At 32.9% G+C, this 19,684-nt stretch carries 13 protein-coding genes; 4 read left to right on the top strand and 9 right to left on the bottom strand.

The window, feature by feature from the left end; all coding sequences use genetic code 11:
• Positions 1–17 precede the first annotated feature (17 nt).
• From ACP3TL_RS12005 to dcuS, 3 genes are all read right to left on the bottom strand, one after another.
• A complete protein-coding gene (locus ACP3TL_RS12005; protein ID WP_069832379.1) occupies positions 18–1,370 on the bottom strand; it encodes a 2-hydroxycarboxylate transporter family protein in 1,353 nt (450 codons plus the stop codon).
• Positions 1,371–1,510: 140 nt separating this feature from the next.
• Positions 1,511–2,227, bottom strand: coding sequence for a response regulator (locus ACP3TL_RS12000; protein WP_069832378.1), 717 nt, complete (start codon positions 2,225–2,227; stop codon positions 1,511–1,513).
• Entirely contained in the window at positions 2,228–3,829 is a 1,602-nt protein-coding gene (dcuS, locus tag ACP3TL_RS11995) for a DcuS/MalK family sensor histidine kinase (protein ID WP_069832377.1), read from the bottom strand.
• A 278-nt stretch (positions 3,830–4,107) separates the two neighbouring features.
• On the opposite strand from dcuS, the gene ACP3TL_RS11990 reads away from it, so the two are divergent.
• On the top strand, positions 4,108–4,842 hold the full coding sequence (locus tag ACP3TL_RS11990; RefSeq protein WP_285336805.1) for an NAD-dependent protein deacylase: 735 nt from the start codon (positions 4,108–4,110) through the stop codon (positions 4,840–4,842).
• An 85-nt stretch (positions 4,843–4,927) separates the two neighbouring features.
• On the opposite strand, the gene ascB is transcribed toward ACP3TL_RS11990, so the two are convergent.
• The 3 genes from ascB to licT all read right to left on the bottom strand — a co-directional run bounded on the left by ascB (position 4,928) and on the right by licT (position 9,241).
• Positions 4,928–6,349 carry a 6-phospho-beta-glucosidase gene (gene ascB, locus ACP3TL_RS11985; RefSeq protein WP_285325961.1) on the bottom strand — a complete coding sequence of 474 codons (1,422 nt, stop codon included), beginning with the start codon at positions 6,347–6,349 and terminating at the stop codon, positions 4,928–4,930.
• Positions 6,346–8,220 (bottom strand): PTS cellobiose/arbutin/salicin transporter subunit IIBC, encoded by a 1,875-nt coding sequence (ascF, locus tag ACP3TL_RS11980; RefSeq protein WP_069832374.1) that lies wholly within the window; start codon positions 8,218–8,220, stop codon positions 6,346–6,348. Before ascF ends, ascB begins: the two co-directional genes overlap by 4 nt.
• Before the next feature lie 178 nt (positions 8,221–8,398).
• Positions 8,399–9,241 (bottom strand): BglG family transcription antiterminator LicT, encoded by an 843-nt coding sequence (gene licT, locus ACP3TL_RS11975; protein WP_069832373.1) that lies wholly within the window; start codon positions 9,239–9,241, stop codon positions 8,399–8,401.
• A gap of 251 nt (positions 9,242–9,492) precedes the next feature.
• Here licT and ACP3TL_RS11970 point away from each other — a divergent pair, with 251 nt between their 5' ends.
• Complete coding sequence (locus tag ACP3TL_RS11970) at positions 9,493–10,533, top strand: NAD(P)-dependent alcohol dehydrogenase (protein WP_069832372.1); 1,041 nt, start codon at positions 9,493–9,495, stop codon at positions 10,531–10,533.
• 49 nt (positions 10,534–10,582) lie between these two features.
• Positions 10,583–11,059 carry a nucleoside deaminase gene (locus ACP3TL_RS11965; RefSeq protein WP_277575710.1) on the top strand — a complete coding sequence of 159 codons (477 nt, stop codon included), beginning with the start codon at positions 10,583–10,585 and terminating at the stop codon, positions 11,057–11,059.
• 526 nt (positions 11,060–11,585) lie between these two features.
• Here ACP3TL_RS11965 and ACP3TL_RS11960 read toward each other — a convergent pair.
• The gene (locus ACP3TL_RS11960; RefSeq protein ID WP_069832370.1) at positions 11,586–12,041 is read right to left on the bottom strand and encodes a MarR family winged helix-turn-helix transcriptional regulator; all 456 of its coding nucleotides are present in this window, start codon (positions 12,039–12,041) and stop codon (positions 11,586–11,588) included.
• Between the two features lie 85 nt (positions 12,042–12,126).
• Positions 12,127–14,976: a YhgE/Pip domain-containing protein gene (locus ACP3TL_RS11955; RefSeq protein ID WP_277575711.1), complete on the bottom strand. Its 2,850-nt coding sequence runs from the start codon at positions 14,974–14,976 to the stop codon at positions 12,127–12,129.
• A gap of 218 nt (positions 14,977–15,194) precedes the next feature.
• On the opposite strand from ACP3TL_RS11955, the gene ACP3TL_RS11950 reads away from it, so the two are divergent.
• Positions 15,195–17,312 carry an amidase domain-containing protein gene (locus tag ACP3TL_RS11950; protein ID WP_069832368.1) on the top strand — a complete coding sequence of 706 codons (2,118 nt, stop codon included), beginning with the start codon at positions 15,195–15,197 and terminating at the stop codon, positions 17,310–17,312.
• A gap of 164 nt (positions 17,313–17,476) precedes the next feature.
• Here the strand turns inward: ACP3TL_RS11950 and ACP3TL_RS11945 are convergent, their stop codons facing one another.
• Entirely contained in the window at positions 17,477–19,471 is a 1,995-nt protein-coding gene (locus ACP3TL_RS11945) for a ring-infected erythrocyte surface antigen domain-containing protein (RefSeq protein ID WP_069832367.1), read from the bottom strand.
• Positions 19,472–19,684 lie beyond the last annotated feature (213 nt).

The raw sequence follows: 19,684 nt of genomic DNA, 5'->3' as shown, positions 1-19,684 counted from the left end.
TTATTTAGTATTGTGATTTAACTTAGCATTTTCAACAAAAATGTTGCCATGATGACTGTTGATACGCCGCCTATTCTGGTAGCAACTTGTGCAAATGGCATAAGTGCCATACGTTTAGATGCTGACAATATAGCTACATCTCCTGTACCACCTAAGCCACTATGACATCCCGTCACGATAGCGGCATCTACTGGATACATTTTCATCAATTTACCTACAAAATAACCAGAAAGAATCATGGTTAATACGACTGATGCACATATGACAACATATGCTGGTGTAACAATTTTAACGACATCTTCTAAAGGTATGTACAACATTCCAAGACCTACCATTAATGGCCAAGTTAAACTTGTAGATACAAATTTATATAAATTATGTGCGCCATCTTCCATTTTGTGTGGCATTACTTTCAAACATTTAATAATCGTTGCAAATAGAATCATAATAACTGGCCCCGGCATACCTATGAATTTTTGACCAAGTGTACCAACAATAAAGAAACTACAAGCAATGAGTAAACCTGCTCCCATAAGTGAGAAATCAATTACTTTTTCTTTATCTTCTTTATCCTCACTCGTTTCATCTATGTTTTCAGATTTAATTAATTTTCCATTTCCTGAAAGCTTTGTATGTTTTTCACCTACACGCATCATGACTCCTGCAGTAACAACCGCAAATATATTACCAATTACTGCTGCTGGAATCATTTGAGAAACGAACGATTCAGCTGTGCCTCCCAATATAGCTGAGTATGCAATGGATAATGGGAGAATACCTTCACCAATACCTCCTCCAATAATAGGTACAACAATATAAAACAATGTATGCTTAATATCATAGCCAAATAGTAGGCCGACTAATAAACCAGCAGATACTGCCAGAATAGTTCCCACTAGTAAAGGCACAAACATACGTGTAAATCCTTGAATTAACACTTTACTATTCATGCCTAAAATACTTCCAACAACCAAACAAGAAATATAGAAATATAAAAAGTTCGATGTCTTCATTAAACTTGTTACCGCTTCCATAGAAGATGTGTTAATAACATCTAAAAACACTAAAACAGATGGTACAAGTAATGCTAAAATAGCTGGTCCCCCGATATCTTTTAAAATCGGTAATTTTTGACCAAGATCGCCTAGTAAGATACCCAAAATCATGATTACTGCGAATCCACCAATCATGTCTGCCGGTAACGCATTATATACGGACGCAGCTAATATAATTGCAGCTAGTATTAAGTAAAGTGGTAATGGTAACACGCCCACTTTAATATGAATCAGCCTTTTCCCTAAACTTTTAAAGCTGCGCTCTATTGGCACCCCTTCATTAGTAAGCGCTTTCAAATTTGCTTTCGTATTCATTATTAACCCCCTTGTTACGTATAAATCTATTCTATTCATAGACGATATAAATTTATAGCTTATGAAATTTTAATTATCTTTTTGTAATTAAAAAAACCGAATCAAAAGGAATTTCATCCCTTTGATTCGGTAACACTTCACTATAATTCTATATAACCCTTTAAATACTGAAGATTATCCTTTTTAACCTTATAGAAATTAATGGGCCGCCCTATACCATAATTTAAAGATTCCTCTAAAACTTCTATATCCGTTAAAAACTTTAAATATTTTCTTACAGAAACTCTCGAAATATTGACGCACTTTGAGATGTCATCTGTAGAGAATTCATTTTCTTCAAAGTATTTCATTTTATCAATAATCACTTGTAACGTTGCTTCCGTCACACCTTTTGGTAATTTCAACTCTGAATCACGGTCAACAATTTCCTTGTTAAGAAACTCAGCATCAATATCAGTTTGATTAATACTACTCGTTTTATTAAAGAATGTGAGTCCTTTTTTATATCTCAACAATGATTGTTGAAAACGCTCAAAGTCGAAGGGCTTAATTAAATAATCTACAGCGCCGTAACGAAATGCAGTTTGAATATCCTCGACATCCGTAGCTGCTGTGATGAGAATTGCGTCTATTTTATAACCTTGCTCTCTTATATATTTAAGAAATGTGAGTCCATTTTCCTCAGGCATGTATATATCCAGCAATAGTAAATCAATTTCTTTATTTTCTATATGTTTTATAGCTTCTTTAACATTTGAGGCAATATCAACTGAGGTTTGGTCATCTATTTTTTTAATAAATTGTTGATTTATTTGTGCAACCATTGGATCATCTTCAACAATTAAGATATTTAACATTTAGAGTCCCCCCTTTTTTGAATAATTTATAACGACTGAAAATGTCACATTGCCTTCTACATTAGAAGCTACATTTATTTCCCCGTTAAGTTTCTCTACGCTTTGTTGAACAAGGTGCAACCCATAGCCTCTATGCTCCCCTTTAGAAGAGTAGCCCTTTTCAAAAATTTGATGGGCTAAATCACCTTTTAGACCTAAGCCTGAATCTACAATATCTATGATTAATGCGTTATTTATATATTTCAAATGTACGTCAATTGTTTTCTCACTAACAGCAGATGCGCTTAAAGAATCTATACTATTATCTATTAAATTACCTATAATCGTAATCATTTCATGAGTAATATATGACTGCTTCGGTTCCGGAATCATTGTATGGCTGATAATAGACAATTTAATATTCTGTTCTCTCGCCAAACTTAATTTGCCAATTAAGAATCCAGCTAACACAGGATCTTTAATCTTCGACGTAATACTACCATTCTCTTGACTGCCTAGTTCAACAATCTCATGTATATACTGTTTTAAATCCTCATAATGTTCCATTTGCACCAGGCCAGAAATCACGTGCAACCTGTTACTAAACTCGTGTGACTGCGCACGTAATGTATCAGCATATGTCTTCACACCTACTAACTGTTCTGAAAGTTTGTTCACCTCTGTCTTGTCTCTAAATGTTGAAATTGCACCAACAATTTCATTATTTACAACCAGTGGCACTCTATTAACCAAGATCTTCACTCCATTAATATTTTGTTCCTTGTCCAATTCTGGTTTACCTAACTCGAGTACTTTTGGTAGTTGTGTAGACTCCATATAATCATCAATCTTCATGCCGATTGGATTGCCTTTTAAATTTGCCTTATTAAATATATCCATCGCTGATTTATTCACTAAATTAATCTTACCTTCTTTATCAACAGCCACGATACCTTCATGAACAGATTGCAACATCGTGTTCCTTTCTCCAAGTATCTTAGCAATATTTGATGGTTCTAAACCAAGTAAAATTTTCTTAATATATCTAGACAGTAAATATGCACCAATGGCACCGACAATAAGTCCAACAATTGACCCAATGATAATTTGCTTATTCCCATCTGCAAGTGCTTCAGAAACACTTTTCATCGGTACACCAACGGCAACTACTCCAACTTGCTTACCATCAGAATAAACAGGGGTAAATGACCTTAATGATTCACCGAGCGTCCCTTTAGAAATCGAAGCACTCTCTTTACCGTGCAGCGCATTTGTTTCATCGCCACCTTTAAAATGCTTACCAATGCGTTTTTCATTAGGGTGCGATTTTCGTATCCCGTTCATATCCATCACAACAATAAAACTCACATCCGTTGATTGTTGTATTTCAGACACATACGTTTGTATACTGTTATCATTGTCACCTTTTTTCAAAGTAGATTGAACAATCTCAGACTGAGCAACGGTCTTACCAATTACTTCAGCTTTCTCTTCAGTTGTTTTATGTATCGTATCTTTAATGGTCTTACTAATCAATACACTCGTAATAAGTAATGAAAATAACACTACAATACATACTACAATAATGATCAGTGTGCTTAACTTTAGTCTCTGTTTCTTCAAAGCCCCAAACCGCCTTTAGTTATTAAAATTTATACATATAATTATTAGAAATATATCATACTTTTTAGAATTAATTAGTATAAGTTTTAAATGTGAAATTTAATAGAATAATAATACAATTTGAAAAAAGACCGTAAATACACCCTTAAACAAGAGATAATATACGGTCGTATGTTGGGGCTTAAGTATATGTTTTATTTGCTAAATTACTTTTTACAACTTAAAATTAATTTAAAGGTTAGGAGTATGATTTTTAAAATTTTAATGGAGTGAAATGCATGAATGACAGGATTGAACAATTCAAGAACATCATTAATGATTCTAATAAAATCACGTTTTTTACAGGTGCAGGTGTATCTGTCGCAAGTGGTGTCCCAGATTTTCGTTCTATGGGCGGGCTATTTGATGAAATTTCAAAAGATGGCTACGCGCCTGAATATTTATTAAGTACGGATTATCTTCAAGATGACCCAGTAGGCTTTGTTGATTTTTATCATAAACGTTTACTTATAGCTGATAAGCAACCGAACCTTGTTCATCAATGGATTGCTCAACTAGAACAGGACAAACGTTCATTAGGGGTTATCACTCAAAACATCGACGGTCTGCATTCTGATGCGGGGAGTCTTAATGTTGACGAACTGCATGGTACATTAAACCATTTCTATTGTATTGACTGCCATAAGGCATATTTCAAAAATTATATTATGGAACAGCATTTACGTGATTGTGAAGTGTGCGGTAGCCCCATTAGACCTGATATTGTACTTTATGGAGAATTATTAAATCAAAATACGATATATAATGCACTGGATAAAATAAATAAAGCTGATACTTTAGTCGTCCTAGGTTTGTCACTCGTAGTCCAACCAGCAGCAGGACTTATTTCGAACTTTAAAGGACAAAATCTAATTATCATTAATAATGACCCTACACCTTATGATAACCACGCAACTTTAGTCATACATGACGACATGGTCAAAGTGGTTAATGAATTAGAATATGTAGAGTGAGTTATGTAGTGAAGTGAAAGCATTTATAAAAAAGGAGAACGCGTTTTATAAGACGCGTTCTCCTTTGCATTTATTTTTAGATAAGTTATATTTCTATACCATTTCGTTGTATTACTTGTTTATACCAATCAAATGATTTTTTCTTTTTACGTTCTAAAGTGCCATTGCCAGCATTATCTTTATCAACATAAATCATGCCGTATCTTTTACTCATTTCACCTGTTGATGCTGATACTAAATCAATAATACCCCAACTAATATAACCTAATAACGGTACACCATCTTGAATCCCATCATACATCGCTTGGAAATGTTGTTGCATATAATCAATACGATAATCGTCTTGAATGGTTCCATCTACTTCTACTACATCTTTCGCACCTAAGCCATTTTCTACGACAAACAGTGGCTTCTCAAATCTTTCATATATTTGGTTCATCGTAATTCTTAAACCGAGCGGATCAATGACCCATCCCCAATCACTCATTTTTAAGTAAGGATTTTTAGCAGAGACAATAATATTGCCTTCATTTTTTTCCACTCTTGAAATATCAGCAATAGATGTTCGAGATGCATAATAACTAAACGCTACAAAATCTACAGTTTCTTTCAATATTTCCTTATCGCTTTCAATATCAATATTGAGACCTTTAGCTTTAAAGAATGCATCCATATAATAAGGATATTTCCCTTTCGCTTGCACGTCTACAAAGAACGTATTGGTTCTCTCATCATTCATAGACTGCCAGACGTCTTCTGGGTTGCAACTATAAGGATAGAAACTGCCGCCTGCAATCATACAACCAATTTTCGCTTTTGGTGTGATGCGATGACAACTTTCGACAGCTCTAGCACTTGCGACTAGCATGTAATGTGCCGCTTGATATAAAACTGCTTCTTTATTTTCAGTTTCATCAAAGGTTAAGCCACCTCCTGAAAATGGACTGTGCAACACGACATTGATTTCATTAAATGGAATCCAGTAATTCACATATGCTCCGAAGTATTCAAAACAAGTTTCTGAAAATTTCACATATAAATTGATTGTTTCTCTATTTTTCCAACCATTATATTGCTCAACGATCCCCATTGGAATATCAAAATGCGCAAGCGTTACGAGTAACTCCATATTATGCGCTTTACATGTTTTAAATAACTTAGTGTAATAATCGATACCAGCTTGATTTGGTGTTTCTTCATCACCATTCGGATAAATTCTACCCCAAGAAATAGATGTTCTAAACACTTTCAATCCCATTTCAGCAAGTAACGCAATATCTTCTTTATAACGATGATAAAAATCAATACCTGTATGACTTGGATAATATTCTGTATCACTTAATTTAGATTGTTTATTCCCTAGTTTTATCTCTTGTCGATTAGGGCCATGAGGAATTAAGTCTATATTACTTAATCTTCTGCCACCTAAATCCCATGCACCCTCAGTTTGATTTGCTGCAATAGCACCACCCCAAAGAAAATCTTCTGGAAAAGTTTTTATAGTCATTTTTTAACCACTCCTAATATTGATGTATGTACTTTAACGTCTACGTTATCGAATGACGTGATTGCGTCATAATCTTCAGTATTTGTAATCACTAAAATTGTTGTAGGATCATAACCCGCTTCAATAATTTCTGCTAAATCAAATGTTCCAATAACATCGCCAACATTCACATGGTCCCCTTGTTCTATTGCAGATGTGAATGGTTTTCCTTCTAACTTCACAGTATCAATACCTACATGAATTAATACTTCAACGCCCTCGTCACCTGTAATGCCAACAGCATGTTTTGTCGGGAAGACTGAAGTCACTGTACCGGTTACTGGTGCATAAATCTTGTTTCCTGTTGGTTCAATTGCAATACTCTTTCCAATCACTTCTCTACTGAATACATCATCTTGAACACTTGCAATCGGTTTGATTTCCCCTTCAATTGGGGATGCAATAGTAGTATTATCTTTCGTTCCTAAATCTAATAAGTCATCTTCTGATTCTGGTATATCTTCAAAACCAATCACTAACGTTAAAATGAATGAAAGCACAATTGATATGACCATAACCACAATAATCCATAAAATACTCATAGGATTGTCTTTATCTATAAATTGTACACTCGTAAACAATCCAGGTGCTGCCATAGAATGACTCGCAAGTCCTGCAAGTCCTGCAACTGCACCTGCTACAAATCCAGTTATAACTGATGCAATCATTGGACGTTTTAATCGAATGGCTACCCCATATAACGCAGGTTCAGTAATACCAGCAATAATTGCTGATGACGCTGCTGCCAAAGCTGTTTGACGTAATTCTCTATTCTTCGTTTTAAATGCTACTGCCATTGAAACCCCACCAAGAGATAAGTTTGCACCAATCTCAGATGGCATAACCATGCCTTCTTTACCTGTTTCTGCAATTGTTTGAACGATTGTTGGTGTGAACACGCGGTGCATACCTGTCATAACTAATAACGGCCACAATGCACCAACAATTGCTACTGCTAAGAATCCTAATTGACCATGGACAAAGAATACAATTTGAGCTAACCCTGTACCAATTAAAATACCAGCAGGGCCAACAATAATAATCGCTATAGGTGCTGCAATTAATAGGATTAACATTGGTTTCAAAAAGTTTTTCATGACAATTGGCGTAATATAATCCGCAAAATCTTCAATGTATTTCAGCAACCATGTCATGACAATTGCTGGAATAATCGTATACGTATATTTCACAGACATAACTGGAATAAATGCAAATGTAGCTTCTTTACCTTCAGCTGCTTTCTCCATAATCTCCATAAATACTGGATGGACCATGACCCCAGATACTGCCAATGCCAAGAATACATTACTGTTAAATTTCCTAGCAGCAGATACTGCAACAAGTATCGGTAAGAAGAAGAACGGTGCGTCACCAATCGTATTTAAAATATTAAATGTTGAACTTTCCTCTGATAACACACCCGTCATACTTAAAAGCATTGCTAATAACTTAATCATTGACCCACCAATGATAGCAGGGATTAATGGAGACATCGTACCAATAATTGCGTCTAAAATATTAATACCAACTTGTTTAATTGTTAATTTTTTCTTTTCAACAGGCTCGTTATTCTTATCATCCCCACTTACACCTAATTCTATTAACTCAGCATATGTTTTCGAAACGTTATTCCCAACTATAATTTGATATTGTCCGCCTTGTTTACGTAAACCCATTACTCCATCCAAATTCTTTATAATTTCATCATTTGCCTTACTTTCATCCTTTAGTACAAATCTTAAACGTGTCATACAATGCGTTAAATTCTTAACATTACCACTACCGCCGATGTTTTTTAGTATTTCATCAGCCAGTCTTAGATCATTTGCCATTTCTATCACTCCCGCCTTATTTAGAACAAAAAAAACGAGACCTAAACCACAAATAGATACACTTATCCCAAGATAAATTCATCTATTAATGGTTTAGGTCTCGCCTGCCGAACAGTCACAATCCTAAACAATTAATTGTTTATTTTGTTTTATTAACACTAAATATAGCACATAATTATTAATTGTCAACGCTTTCATTTCTAGAAATTAATCTTTGTATATGGATAGTTAAGTACAAGACTTCGTCTTTTGTCATTTCATATTGATATTTTTTCATTAAAAATACTTCGATTTTCTTCACACACTTAAACGCATCTTTATACTTCTCTTTTACAATATCGTAAAGCTCAATTTCACTCGTATTAAGTGGATTCTTCGACAGAATACGTTGTGCAAGAAACTTTAAATGTGTTACAAATCTGAAGTAAGTTAAGCTTTCTTCATCAAAATCTAATCTAAAGTGATACTTCACTAAACTTAAAATGTTCTGTACCATTTCAGTTACTTGGTTATAATCTGCTAAGTTATTATGCTCTGCATTTAACAAATGAATTGCGATAAAACCCGCTTCATCAGCTGGTAATTTAACACCTGCAATTTCTTCAATCCATTCCAAGCCTCGCATCCCAACTTCATACTCAGTTGGATAGAACTTTTTTATTTCCCATAATAAGCCTTTTTTTATTGCCATACCTTCTTGTTGACGCTCAATCGCAAAGTTAATATGATCAGTGAGTGCAACATAAATCGTATCACTTAACTCTTTATGATATTCAATTTTTGCAACTTCAATAATCTTCTCAACTGCTTGCACAACCTCAATTGGCACTTCAATTAATAACGTTTTAAAACGGTCTGATATTTCTTGGTTATTTAAATCAAAAATTTTATCAATCTTTGATTCTTCGACAATGTCCCCTTCTTCCTTCTGAAACCCAATCCCTTTACCCATCACAACACGTTCCTGGTTGTTTTGAGTGACACTGATAACATTATTATTTATGATTTTATTTATTTTCATATGACACCCCTTATTGTAGTATATTGTGCCATATCGGTAGAATGAATATCAACTCTGTAAACGCTATGAGCACTGCGTCGTTATCATGTTGCTAAATTAATATATTTATTAAACGGCCGAATTAGATGTTCAGTCATAATTTCCTGGGAAGTCATATTCATTGACCTAAAGTATACTTTAAGGTTTATTATGAACAATGAAGAATATCAATAGAAATATTCTGATGTACGAATATTGGAGGAATTAATATTATGTTAAATGTTAAAGCTAGAGCTGTGAACAGTCCAGATTCTGATTTTTATGCTACAGAAATTAAAAGACGTGATCTTGATACACACGATATTTTAATAGAAATTAAATATGCAGGCATATGCCATTCTGATATTCATACTGCACATGGAGAATGGGGACCCGTTAATTACCCATTAGTGCCAGGTCATGAAATCGCAGGAATTGTTAAAGAAGTCGGTTCTGAAGTTAGTAAATATCAAATAGATGACCGTGTCGGCGTGGGTTGCATGGTAGACTCTTGTGGAGAATGTGTACATTGTCAAAATGGCGAAGAACAATATTGTTTAAAAGGAAACGTCGGTACATATGCAGGTACAGACAGATATGGTGAACCAACTCAAGGTGGATACTCAACACATATCGTAGTACATGAAGATTTTGTATTACGTATTCCTGATAATATTGGTTTAGATGCTGCTGCACCTTTACTTTGTGCTGGCATTACGACTTATTCACCTTTACATCATTGGAATGCAAATGAAGATAAAAAAGTAGCGATTATAGGTATGGGTGGACTTGGACATATGGCTATTCAAATTGCACATGCTATGGGTGCTGAAGTAACTGTATTATCAAGAACATTAAATAAAGAAGAAGATGGTTTGAAATTAGGTGCTTCACATTATTATGCAACAAGTGATGAAGCAACGTTTGAAACACTTGCAAGCTCATTTGATTTAATTATTAATACAGTGAGTGCGAATCTGAAATTAGATGATTACCTTAACTTATTAACACTTGATGGTACAATCGTTAATGTTGGGGCACCCGCAGAGCCTATATCATTACATGTAGCAAATTTAATTGGTCATCGTAGATCATTTGCTGGTTCAGCTATTGGTGGTATAAAAGAGACCCAAGAAATGTTAGATTTCTGTTCACAACACAACATTGAACCTCAAATCGAAATAATTTCAGCGGATCAAATTGATGATGCATATAAGAGAGTCTTAGCTTCAGATATTAAATATCGTTTTGTAATTGATACAAGTACTATGTAATATTTTTGAAAGAATAATATTCATTTGTAATTACTAAGGAGGCTATTAGATGGTTAGTGAATCTGATATTACTTATTTAGAGAGATGTGTCGAATTAGCAGAACAGGCACTGAATAAAGGAGACGAACCGTTTGGATCTATATTAGTGAGCTCTAATGGCAACGTTTTATTTGAAGATCACAACCATGTTAGTGATGGTGATCACACTAGACACCCTGAGTTTGAAATAGCGAAATGGGCTGCTAATCATTTAACACCAGAAGAGCGCAAGACAGCAACGGTTTACACTTCTGGAGAACACTGCCCAATGTGTGCCGCCGCGCATGCTTGGGTAGGTCTTGGAAGAATCGTTTATGCCAGTTCTACTGAACAATTAAATACGTGGCTAAATGAGATAGGCGCACCACCATCACCAGTAAAAAGTTTACCTATCCATCAAGTTATTGAAAATGCTGATGTCGATGGTCCAGTTCAAGCATTGGCAGAAAAAGTACACGCTTTACATTTAAAGTTACACACAAAATAGTTGGATTTCTCGCTGAAAATTTTTACAGCGCCTAAAATTGGATGAAAATAGTTCTCCTCAATATTTGATGAATATTGAGGAGTTTTATCTCTAAATTAGTTGCTGTTGATATTACCTGATTCAGAAAGATGAAACTTTACTTAACTACTTTTGATGCTAATCCATTAGATTTTACTTTTTTAATAATTCAAATCACCTAGGATAACTTTCTGCTTATCGATTTATGATGCGGTTTTTGGTTAATAAATAGCCGGTTTCAATATGAAACCAGCTAAACAAATTTTATGATTTTTATATATTGGGATAGTAACTACAATAATCTTTTAGCAATATGAACAGTAATTTTAGTATGAATGAATTAACTGATAGCAATCTACATGTATAATACAAATATGTAGAGGTTGGTTTCTTATAATAAATGACTCAATGTTCTTACTAATATGATTACGATTAATAAACGTTAAATTTTCATTTTTCAAACATCTAAGTTACAGCGGATACTTTAATTTAGTGAAATTAACTTACTCTAGTAGTACTTTTTTAAAAATGCCTTTTCAAAATTCATGAGCTGATACATAAATTTTTCAAAATCTTCTCTAACAAAACAACTTAACAAAAGTAACTTTATTTCTTTTGTTAAGTTTATTTTCATTTCTTTTAATAAGCGTTCTCCATTATGCGTCAAACTCACTAATTTAGTACGTTTATCATTCGAATAAACTCGTTGCACATAACCTTTGCTTTCTAACTTCTTAACACGTTTTGATGCAGCTGTCTTATAAGTACGTTGCTTATTTGCTAAGTCGTTAATCGATACTTTTTCATTATGCTGAATAAAATACATTGTTTCTATTTGTTCATAAGATAAGTAACGACCTGGTTCCAATTCTTTAACCATGTTAGTAATTGCTTTATTAATATTCGCTGTAGCATCATAGAATTGGTTAATTATTATTTCTAAGTTTCCCTCTTTATGCTCCATATTAACCTTCCTTACTAAACTATCGTTTTTCAACCATCATTGATTTTTTAAAAATTAAATATTACTTATTATAAGCATAATAACTTTATTCCATTACATCACTTTCTTCAGCTTTTTCAGTTGCTTTTCTCATCAGTGGATCAGTAATTGGTTTAAAGATAACACCAATTAATAAAAATCCTATACCAAATAATGAAAGTATCACTAATTTTTTAGTTAAAATTTCAGGTACAGGTCCTCCAACTGCTTCTCTTAAAGCATCTATTGAATAAGAGAAAGGTAAATAAGGGTGAATGACTTGGAAGAACTCTGGTGTAACTTGGATAGGGAAGGTTCCTCCACCACCTGCTATTTGTAGTACAAGGAAGATGATTGCAATTGCTTTCCCTGGATTTCCTAACAATGACACTAAAGTATATACAATTGAAATAAATACAAGTGATGAGAATACTGATATAGCAATAAACCATACAACAGATTCAACTTGCGCTTTCAGTATCACTATATCTCCAATTGATACGATGAGTGCTTGGATAATACCCAACGTGTAGAACAACCCACTCTTTCCTAGATAAATTTCTCTTGTCGTTAGATGTGGCTCTAATGATTTATGTTTATTATCTGTCGTTAATAAACTTACCAGTAATAAAGCTCCTACCCATATTGCTAATGCTGTGTAAAATGGTGTGCTTGCTGAACCGTAGTCTTTCACAGGAAATATGTCTTTTTGATCTATATTAATTGGATTTGCGATTACATTAGCTTGTTTTTTCAAATCATTTTTCAATAGGTCTACCATTTTATCCACTGCATCGTCGTCTTCAATCTCATCAAATAGTTTGTTCGCTTTAGCCAGATCTTTTTCAACATCTGGTAATTGATTACGTGCAAAACCTGCCAAATTGTGCAAGCTTTCTTTTGCACGTGGTTGATTTGTATCTAAAATATCTACCAAATTATCATACCGATTAAACAGTGTAGGTATTGTATTGTTCACAGTTGCTGTTGTATCAGATAACTGTTGTTCTAAACCTGGCAAGTCATTTTCAATAAATGATGCTGCGTTAGAAACACTTTGTTTAAATTGTGGATAATAATTTTGAGCAATAGACATTGCATCCATATATCTTTGCTCAATGACTGGTAGTGCACTTTGAATCGTCTCAATTCTATCCTTACCAGTAGTTAAAATACTTTCTCCTGAATTTATAACTTGATCAATTGTGTTTAATTTCGATTGAACAGTTGATAGTTTTATATCGCCGTCATCTAATAATGACATCACATCATTAGATACATCTAATAATTTTTGGTTTAGTTCTGACTTAATATAGTTTCTTAAATCATCTAAGCTACTATTCACGCCTGGAATTTCTTTAAGTAATTCTACTGCTTCTTCTTTACCAGAACTTCCATTCGAAAGTGCTTCACTAAGTTGATTTTGTGTCTTAATTAAATTATTAATTCTATTATTTGCTGATTCTAACTCCTTAATCTCATCAGAAAGATCTACCTTTTCTCTATCTTCAAGCTCTGATAATATATCTATAAATTTTTGATTGGACTTACTTGTTACTTCAAGTCTAGATTTAATATTATCTAAAGTTTCTTTGAAATCTTTTGGCTTATCTGTAGATATAATACCGTAAGTGACATTTTTTAGCGCATTAATATCTTCTTGACTACTTTCCGCTTGTTTGTCGGTATAATTGGATAAAGATAATAATGATTTTGATAGTGAAGATTCCATTGCGCTTACATCTTCACTACTTATTGCTGTTCCATTTTGATTATTCCCAGCATTGTCGCTATTACCATTACTTATTTGCGAAGTTTTAATATTTGAATAACTGTCTGACCCTTTAGAACTTTGCTGCTCAGTTTCAACATTTTCTTGTAATCGATTATTAGCATTTTGATTTGCTTCTTGTGCATTATCAACGACTTCTTGATAGCCTTCGACACGCTGTTGCACTGCAGGTAAATATCCTTGCGCTTCATTCAGGTCTTGTAACCCTGCGTCAACCCCTGCGCTTGCAAGGTCGACACCACGATTAATTTTTGGAAAAGCTTCTGGTACATCATTAGATGCAACATTCAAGGCATTTTCAATATTTGGCATGTAGTCATTTAATGCCAATATCAATTTAGCTCGCTCATTTAATGTCGGAATGGCCGCATTAACTTGGTTTAATTTATCTGCAGCATCTATAACCTCATCTTTATGATTTCCTAACGCTCTAAATTCATCAGCATAATTGTCAATTTCATCCTGATTTTCATCTAAATATATTATTTTATCAGCGAAATCATTAATTTTGGGTATAGAATCATTAGCTTTAGATACTGCATCTTCAATTTTATTTATGGTTGGAATTTCTTCCTCAAGTTTCACGCCAAGTCGATTTGCTTCATCTAATAATGCTTTTGTTACTGTCTCATTAAATTGTTCATTTGCTTTTTGAACAATGGCACTCGTCCCTGCATTTGTCATTTTAGGCGCAATCGCATTAAGTTTTTGATTCACTTTGTATTCTACGTCTGCTTGCTGTGGGTTTTTTCGAAGTGTGCCGGTAATTTGGTGTGTAAACTTCTCTGGTATGTAAATGGCCGCGTAATAATCGCCCATCTTCAAATCATGATCGGCTTTTTTTCGACTTACAAATTGCCAATCAAAGTTATCATCTTTCTTTAGTTTATTGGTAATTTTATTGCCCACGTTCACATTTTTATCTTTAACTGTATCTCCCTTATCCTCATTTACAACAGCCACTTTAATATTTTTAGTATTACCGTATGGATCCCATGTCGCTTCTAAGTTAAACCAAGCATAAAAAGAAGGAAGAAGTGCTAAACCTCCTAAAATCACTAAAACAGCAGGCGTCTTAGCAATCTTTTTCAAATCCATTATAAATAATTTTATTGCGTTCTTCATTTATACACCTCTAAAACTGTATCTATTGATTTTTCTTACATAAATTTAAAATTACTATTTGTTAATTTCATATAAGTTGATATACTGAATGCATTAACAAAGTCTATTCGTTTTATAGTTGATACATATCAACTAAACCTAAGTCTGTTTACAGTGTACCAAGACAAACCATAGTTTGTACATAGCAAAATTATATATTTTAGAAAAGAGGTATTTTCATGAAGCAACAAAAATTATTAGTCTGTTTGCTTTCAACTTCTTTACTTATTCCATCATTTTCTATCAACGATGTTAGTGCCGAATCTTTAGAAAAAAGTGCCACAACTTCTGAATCAAATGACGTGTATAAGGAAAAAGATGAGGAGCACGCTAAGCAATCACATTCATCAAAAGATGGAAATGATGAAAAGAATAAAGCTAGTGATGAAAAGGAAATTAGTGAACGCAAGAGTAAGTTAAATAGTACAAAAGATGAAAGGTCTACAGAAGATATTAATAATAAAAGACATAAAACTTCTGATAATGAATCATCCAACGAAAAAATACCAAGTTCATTTGAAAATTCATTTAATGATTCATCGTCTTATGATAGTTTGAATGTTTTCAAGCCAGAACCTTTTAAGAGTGACAAGCATGGGCTATCTGAATTATTAAATCAACTGTTCTCTAATAATAAAATGAAACAAACTTCTACTATTGAGAATAACGATGTACAAAACGAGAAGAACGACAGTCACAATGATGATACATCTATAGATCAAATAAATCCAAATACGACATATTCGGATGATAGTGACGAATCAAATACTAACAATTTAGAAAAAAATAGTGATAAGGGGTCACTACAAGATGACATTGATGATGTACAGTCGTCTGAGAAGTCAGAGAACGATGATATAGATAATAAGTCTGAATCAAACAAACTTCCAGTTGATAAAAATCAAAAAAAAGATGATGGTGAGTCAAAACAATCCTCCCAACAAGATCAATCTTATGAAGAAGCAAATAATGATGCTGATGATCTAGACAACAAAGATAATGACACACCTGCTACTGAAAACGATAATGCCAACAGTGATAACGAAAATGCTGATAAATCAGATACAAAATCTAACGATAAAGTATTAGATGCAATTTTAGACGATTATAGTGAAGATGCTAAAAATAATAAAAAACAATATGATGCTCAAAAAGATGATTTATCAAATGGAAATAGTAAAAGTAAGGAAAATAATTCTGAGAAACAGGCATCGAATACAAATGCTAACCCTCAATTACCTTCTGAATCACAATTAGCTAAAAAGGAAAAGCCAGCTCAATCATTTGAAAACGACATAAACCAATCAAACATCAGATCTACTGCAACTTTCCAACAATTGCCAAATTTATCGGATGATAATAACAATTCTAACGATATAACAATTACTGAAAGTAAAAATACACGAGATTTTATTAAAACAGTTGCACAAGACGCTCACGACATAGGTCAAGATGAAGATATTTATGCATCTGTTATGATTGCCCAAGCCATATTAGAATCTGACTCAGGCACTAGCGATCTTGCTAGTTCACCACATTTCAATTTATTTGGAATAAAAGGAGCTTATGAAGGTCAGTCGGCTACATTTAATACACTCGAAGATAATGGCAAACTTACGTTCCAAATTTCAGCAAACTTCCGTAGCTATCCAAGCAAAAAAGAATCATTGGAAGATTATGCCAATTTAATCAAACACGGCATCGATGGTAATCAGGACATTTATAAACCAACATGGAAAAGTGAAGCTTATAGTTACCGTTCAGCAACAATGCATTTGGCTACCACATACGCGACTGATTCACAATACGCGGACAAATTAAATAGTATTATCAACCACTATGACTTAACACAGTTTGATAATAAAAAAATGCCTGATTTAGATAACTACAAAGCGAACAACGATGATTATGATGCAGCTTTCAAACCATTTTCAGAAACAACAAATGACTCTCCTTATCCTCATGGGCAATGTACATGGTATGTTTATAATCGCATGGCACAGTTCGACAAATATGTGAGTGGTGATTTAGGCGACGCACGAAACTGGAATAATCGAGCAGAAAGAAAAGATTATGCTGTTTCTTCAACACCAAAATCTCACACTGCCGTTGTATTTGAGGCAGGTCAACAAGGAGCAGACCAGATCTACGGTCATGTAGCTTTTGTAGAAAAAGTTAACGATGATGGTTCTATCGTTATATCAGAATCAAACATTAAAGGACTTGGTATCGTTTCTTATAGAACAATTGATGCAGATGCTGCAACTGAATTGAGTTACATTACAGGTAATAACTAGTAAATTTAAATATTCCCTTTATTTTATTTATTAAGGTGTTTAATTTAACTTTTAATCATTCAAAATACAAATGCTCCATTCAAAGTTCCACTTACTAGTGTTCACTTTGAATGGAGCATTTTAAATATACTATATGAATTAACTCGTACTAAATACGTTATAATTTAATATTTACAATTTTTCGATTTATTTCGTTTGGTGAACCATATTAATCCACCACCTATAATGAAAAGTAGAATTCCTAATGGAATCGTTGATTTTTTTACTACTGTTCCTGTATCAGGTAAAGAAAAATCACCATTATTGTCAAATAAACCACTTAAAAAGCTACCCGAGGAATCACCTAGAGATAAAGCACGACCAGGCGAAGGATTAGATATATCCTTAATTCCATCTAATATACTATTTCTATTGAATAAATCGTCAAATAGACTTGGTGTACCAAGTAATTTTGAATTTCCACTTAATTTTCGCATCTGTTCATCTCTGTCTAACAAAATCCCATCAAATTTATTTGATAAACTTGGCGTATATTTTAATGGTTCAAACAAACCATGCATATCATCTTTAAATTTACTTATATCTTTATCAGCCTTTAATAAATCATTCAACTCATTATTAATTCCCGATTTCATTAGATTTAATAAGTTATGCTTAGAATCTTCTTTTTTGGCAATAACGTCAGCAAGCGCTTTAGCTTTAGCATCATTTAATTTCGTAGCTAGCATTGTTTCTAAAGCTTTACGTTTATCATGAGATTGGTCCAATATATTTTCTAAAATATCATCGCTTGTAACATTGTCCCCAAAATGATGTTTGATTAAAGCTACAATTTGTTCGTTACTCGGATTTTTACGCATTATTTCACCAACGATTTTTGATGTATCTATATGATCAAATTTAGTTAATAGTATCGTTTTAATAAGTTCTTGCTTATTAGATGTTTTATCAAACATAGATTTTAAAATATCATCACTCGTAGTAGTAGATAAGTTATCTAACTCACTAACAACTTGACTCGCGATTTGTTGATCTGTTTTACCTTTTGTATCTATACGTTCTAAAATAGATTGTGCATTCTTTTCATCAAAAGTACCACTAACAATATCTTTTACAGCTTGTTCTTTATTATTTACAGATTGTAAATGATTTAATACAACGTCATTTTGTTTCTTTAGACTTTGTTGCGTTTTTTCTATTTCTTTTTTCAATTTTTCTTTGTTTTTAGCAGATATTGAGTCTCGTTCAGAAAGCTTTGAATCCAATATCTTTAAATTATTTTCTTTATTTTCGACATAATAATCTAAATTATCTTTTACTTTTGAATGGTTTGTCGTAACTTTATCGATGCCTTTTTTAATTTCGTCTGATTGTTGCATTTGATTACTCTCAGTATTAGATGTATCTTTAAATGCTAAACCGTCTTGGTTGTTTTCTTTAACAGCGCTTTTGTCATTTTCTGAAGTCGTATTTTTATTTTCTTCACTATCATTCATATCTGCTATATCTTTAATTTCTTCATTGAGTTTACCCCTATCAACTAAACTGGGAAAATTAACACTATCATCAAACAAATGAGCTGTATCTTGCTTTGTATCTCTTTGATTTAAATTAGCATCAAACGTATTATCTTGCAGACCTTCTTGATCGAACAATTCATTACTATCTTGTTCTTCAATATGGTTAGACTTTTCTTTAACAGAAGAAGCTATATTTTTTTGACCATCTAACTCACTTTTTACATTTTCCTTATCTTCAGATACTTCCTTTTTGTCGTTTTCAATTAAATGACTCTGTACTTTATTCTGTTCAATGATTTTATTATCAACCTTTTTTGCTTTCTTCCATATTGCTTCAACTTCTTCTGTACTTTTAGCTTTTATAATTTCTTTAATAGAAGCATCTTTCTGACTATCTTTAATGTTTTTTAGTTTATCAATTTTCTCTTTACCTTCTTGAATGCGTTTTTCTAGCGTATTTTCACTATTCGAATGTGTCTCAATATTTAAATCAGCCTTATCTTTTGCTTCTACTGATGGTGTTGAAGTCACACTATATCCCATTAAAGAAGTGCTAATAATGAGGGCCACACCAGAAAATTTAAATTGATGATTTAATCTGATTTTATTATTTAAATTATTATACCTTAACTTTTTCATTAAATTCACCTTTCTTCTAATTATTCATCCTCATTATATAGGTTATATAAATTTATTCAAATAGCAATATTGAAATACTATCTCATTTAAAATAATAAATATTGTACAACTCAACTTTTAGCTTTATTTATTATATGGTTCTGCTTATCAGTTGGTGATGCGGTTTATAAAAAAGAGGAAATACTGTTAGAAAAGACTAACAATATTTCCTCT

Source organism: Staphylococcus caseorum (genome assembly GCF_049943195.1).
GTDB classification, from domain to species: Bacteria; Bacillota; Bacilli; order Staphylococcales; family Staphylococcaceae; genus Staphylococcus; species Staphylococcus equorum_A.
Note: the sequence above shows the minus strand (reverse complement) of the source record. Positions and strands in the feature narration are given on the sequence as shown.

Bases quoted from the DNA above. Each gene is read 5' to 3' on its own strand.
- licT (WP_069832373.1), bottom strand. From the start codon at position 9,241: ATGAAAATAAATAAAATCATAAATAATAATGTTATCAGTGTCACTCAA.
- ascB (WP_285325961.1), bottom strand. From the start codon at position 6,349: ATGACTATAAAAACTTTTCCAGAAGATTTTCTTTGGGGTGGTGCTATT.
- ACP3TL_RS11990 (WP_285336805.1), top strand. From the start codon at position 4,108: ATGAATGACAGGATTGAACAATTCAAGAACATCATTAATGATTCTAAT.
- ACP3TL_RS12005 (WP_069832379.1), bottom strand. From the start codon at position 1,370: ATGAATACGAAAGCAAATTTGAAAGCGCTTACTAATGAAGGGGTGCCA.
- ACP3TL_RS11970 (WP_069832372.1), top strand. From the start codon at position 9,493: ATGTTAAATGTTAAAGCTAGAGCTGTGAACAGTCCAGATTCTGATTTT.
- ACP3TL_RS11955 (WP_277575711.1), bottom strand. From the start codon at position 14,976: ATGAAGAACGCAATAAAATTATTTATAATGGATTTGAAAAAGATTGCT.
- ACP3TL_RS11945 (WP_069832367.1), bottom strand. From the start codon at position 19,471: ATGAAAAAGTTAAGGTATAATAATTTAAATAATAAAATCAGATTAAAT.
- ACP3TL_RS11950 (WP_069832368.1), top strand. From the start codon at position 15,195: ATGAAGCAACAAAAATTATTAGTCTGTTTGCTTTCAACTTCTTTACTT.
- ACP3TL_RS11960 (WP_069832370.1), bottom strand. From the start codon at position 12,041: ATGGAGCATAAAGAGGGAAACTTAGAAATAATAATTAACCAATTCTAT.
- ACP3TL_RS12000 (WP_069832378.1), bottom strand. From the start codon at position 2,227: ATGTTAAATATCTTAATTGTTGAAGATGATCCAATGGTTGCACAAATA.
- ascF (WP_069832374.1), bottom strand. From the start codon at position 8,220: ATGGCAAATGATCTAAGACTGGCTGATGAAATACTAAAAAACATCGGC.
- ACP3TL_RS11965 (WP_277575710.1), top strand. From the start codon at position 10,583: ATGGTTAGTGAATCTGATATTACTTATTTAGAGAGATGTGTCGAATTA.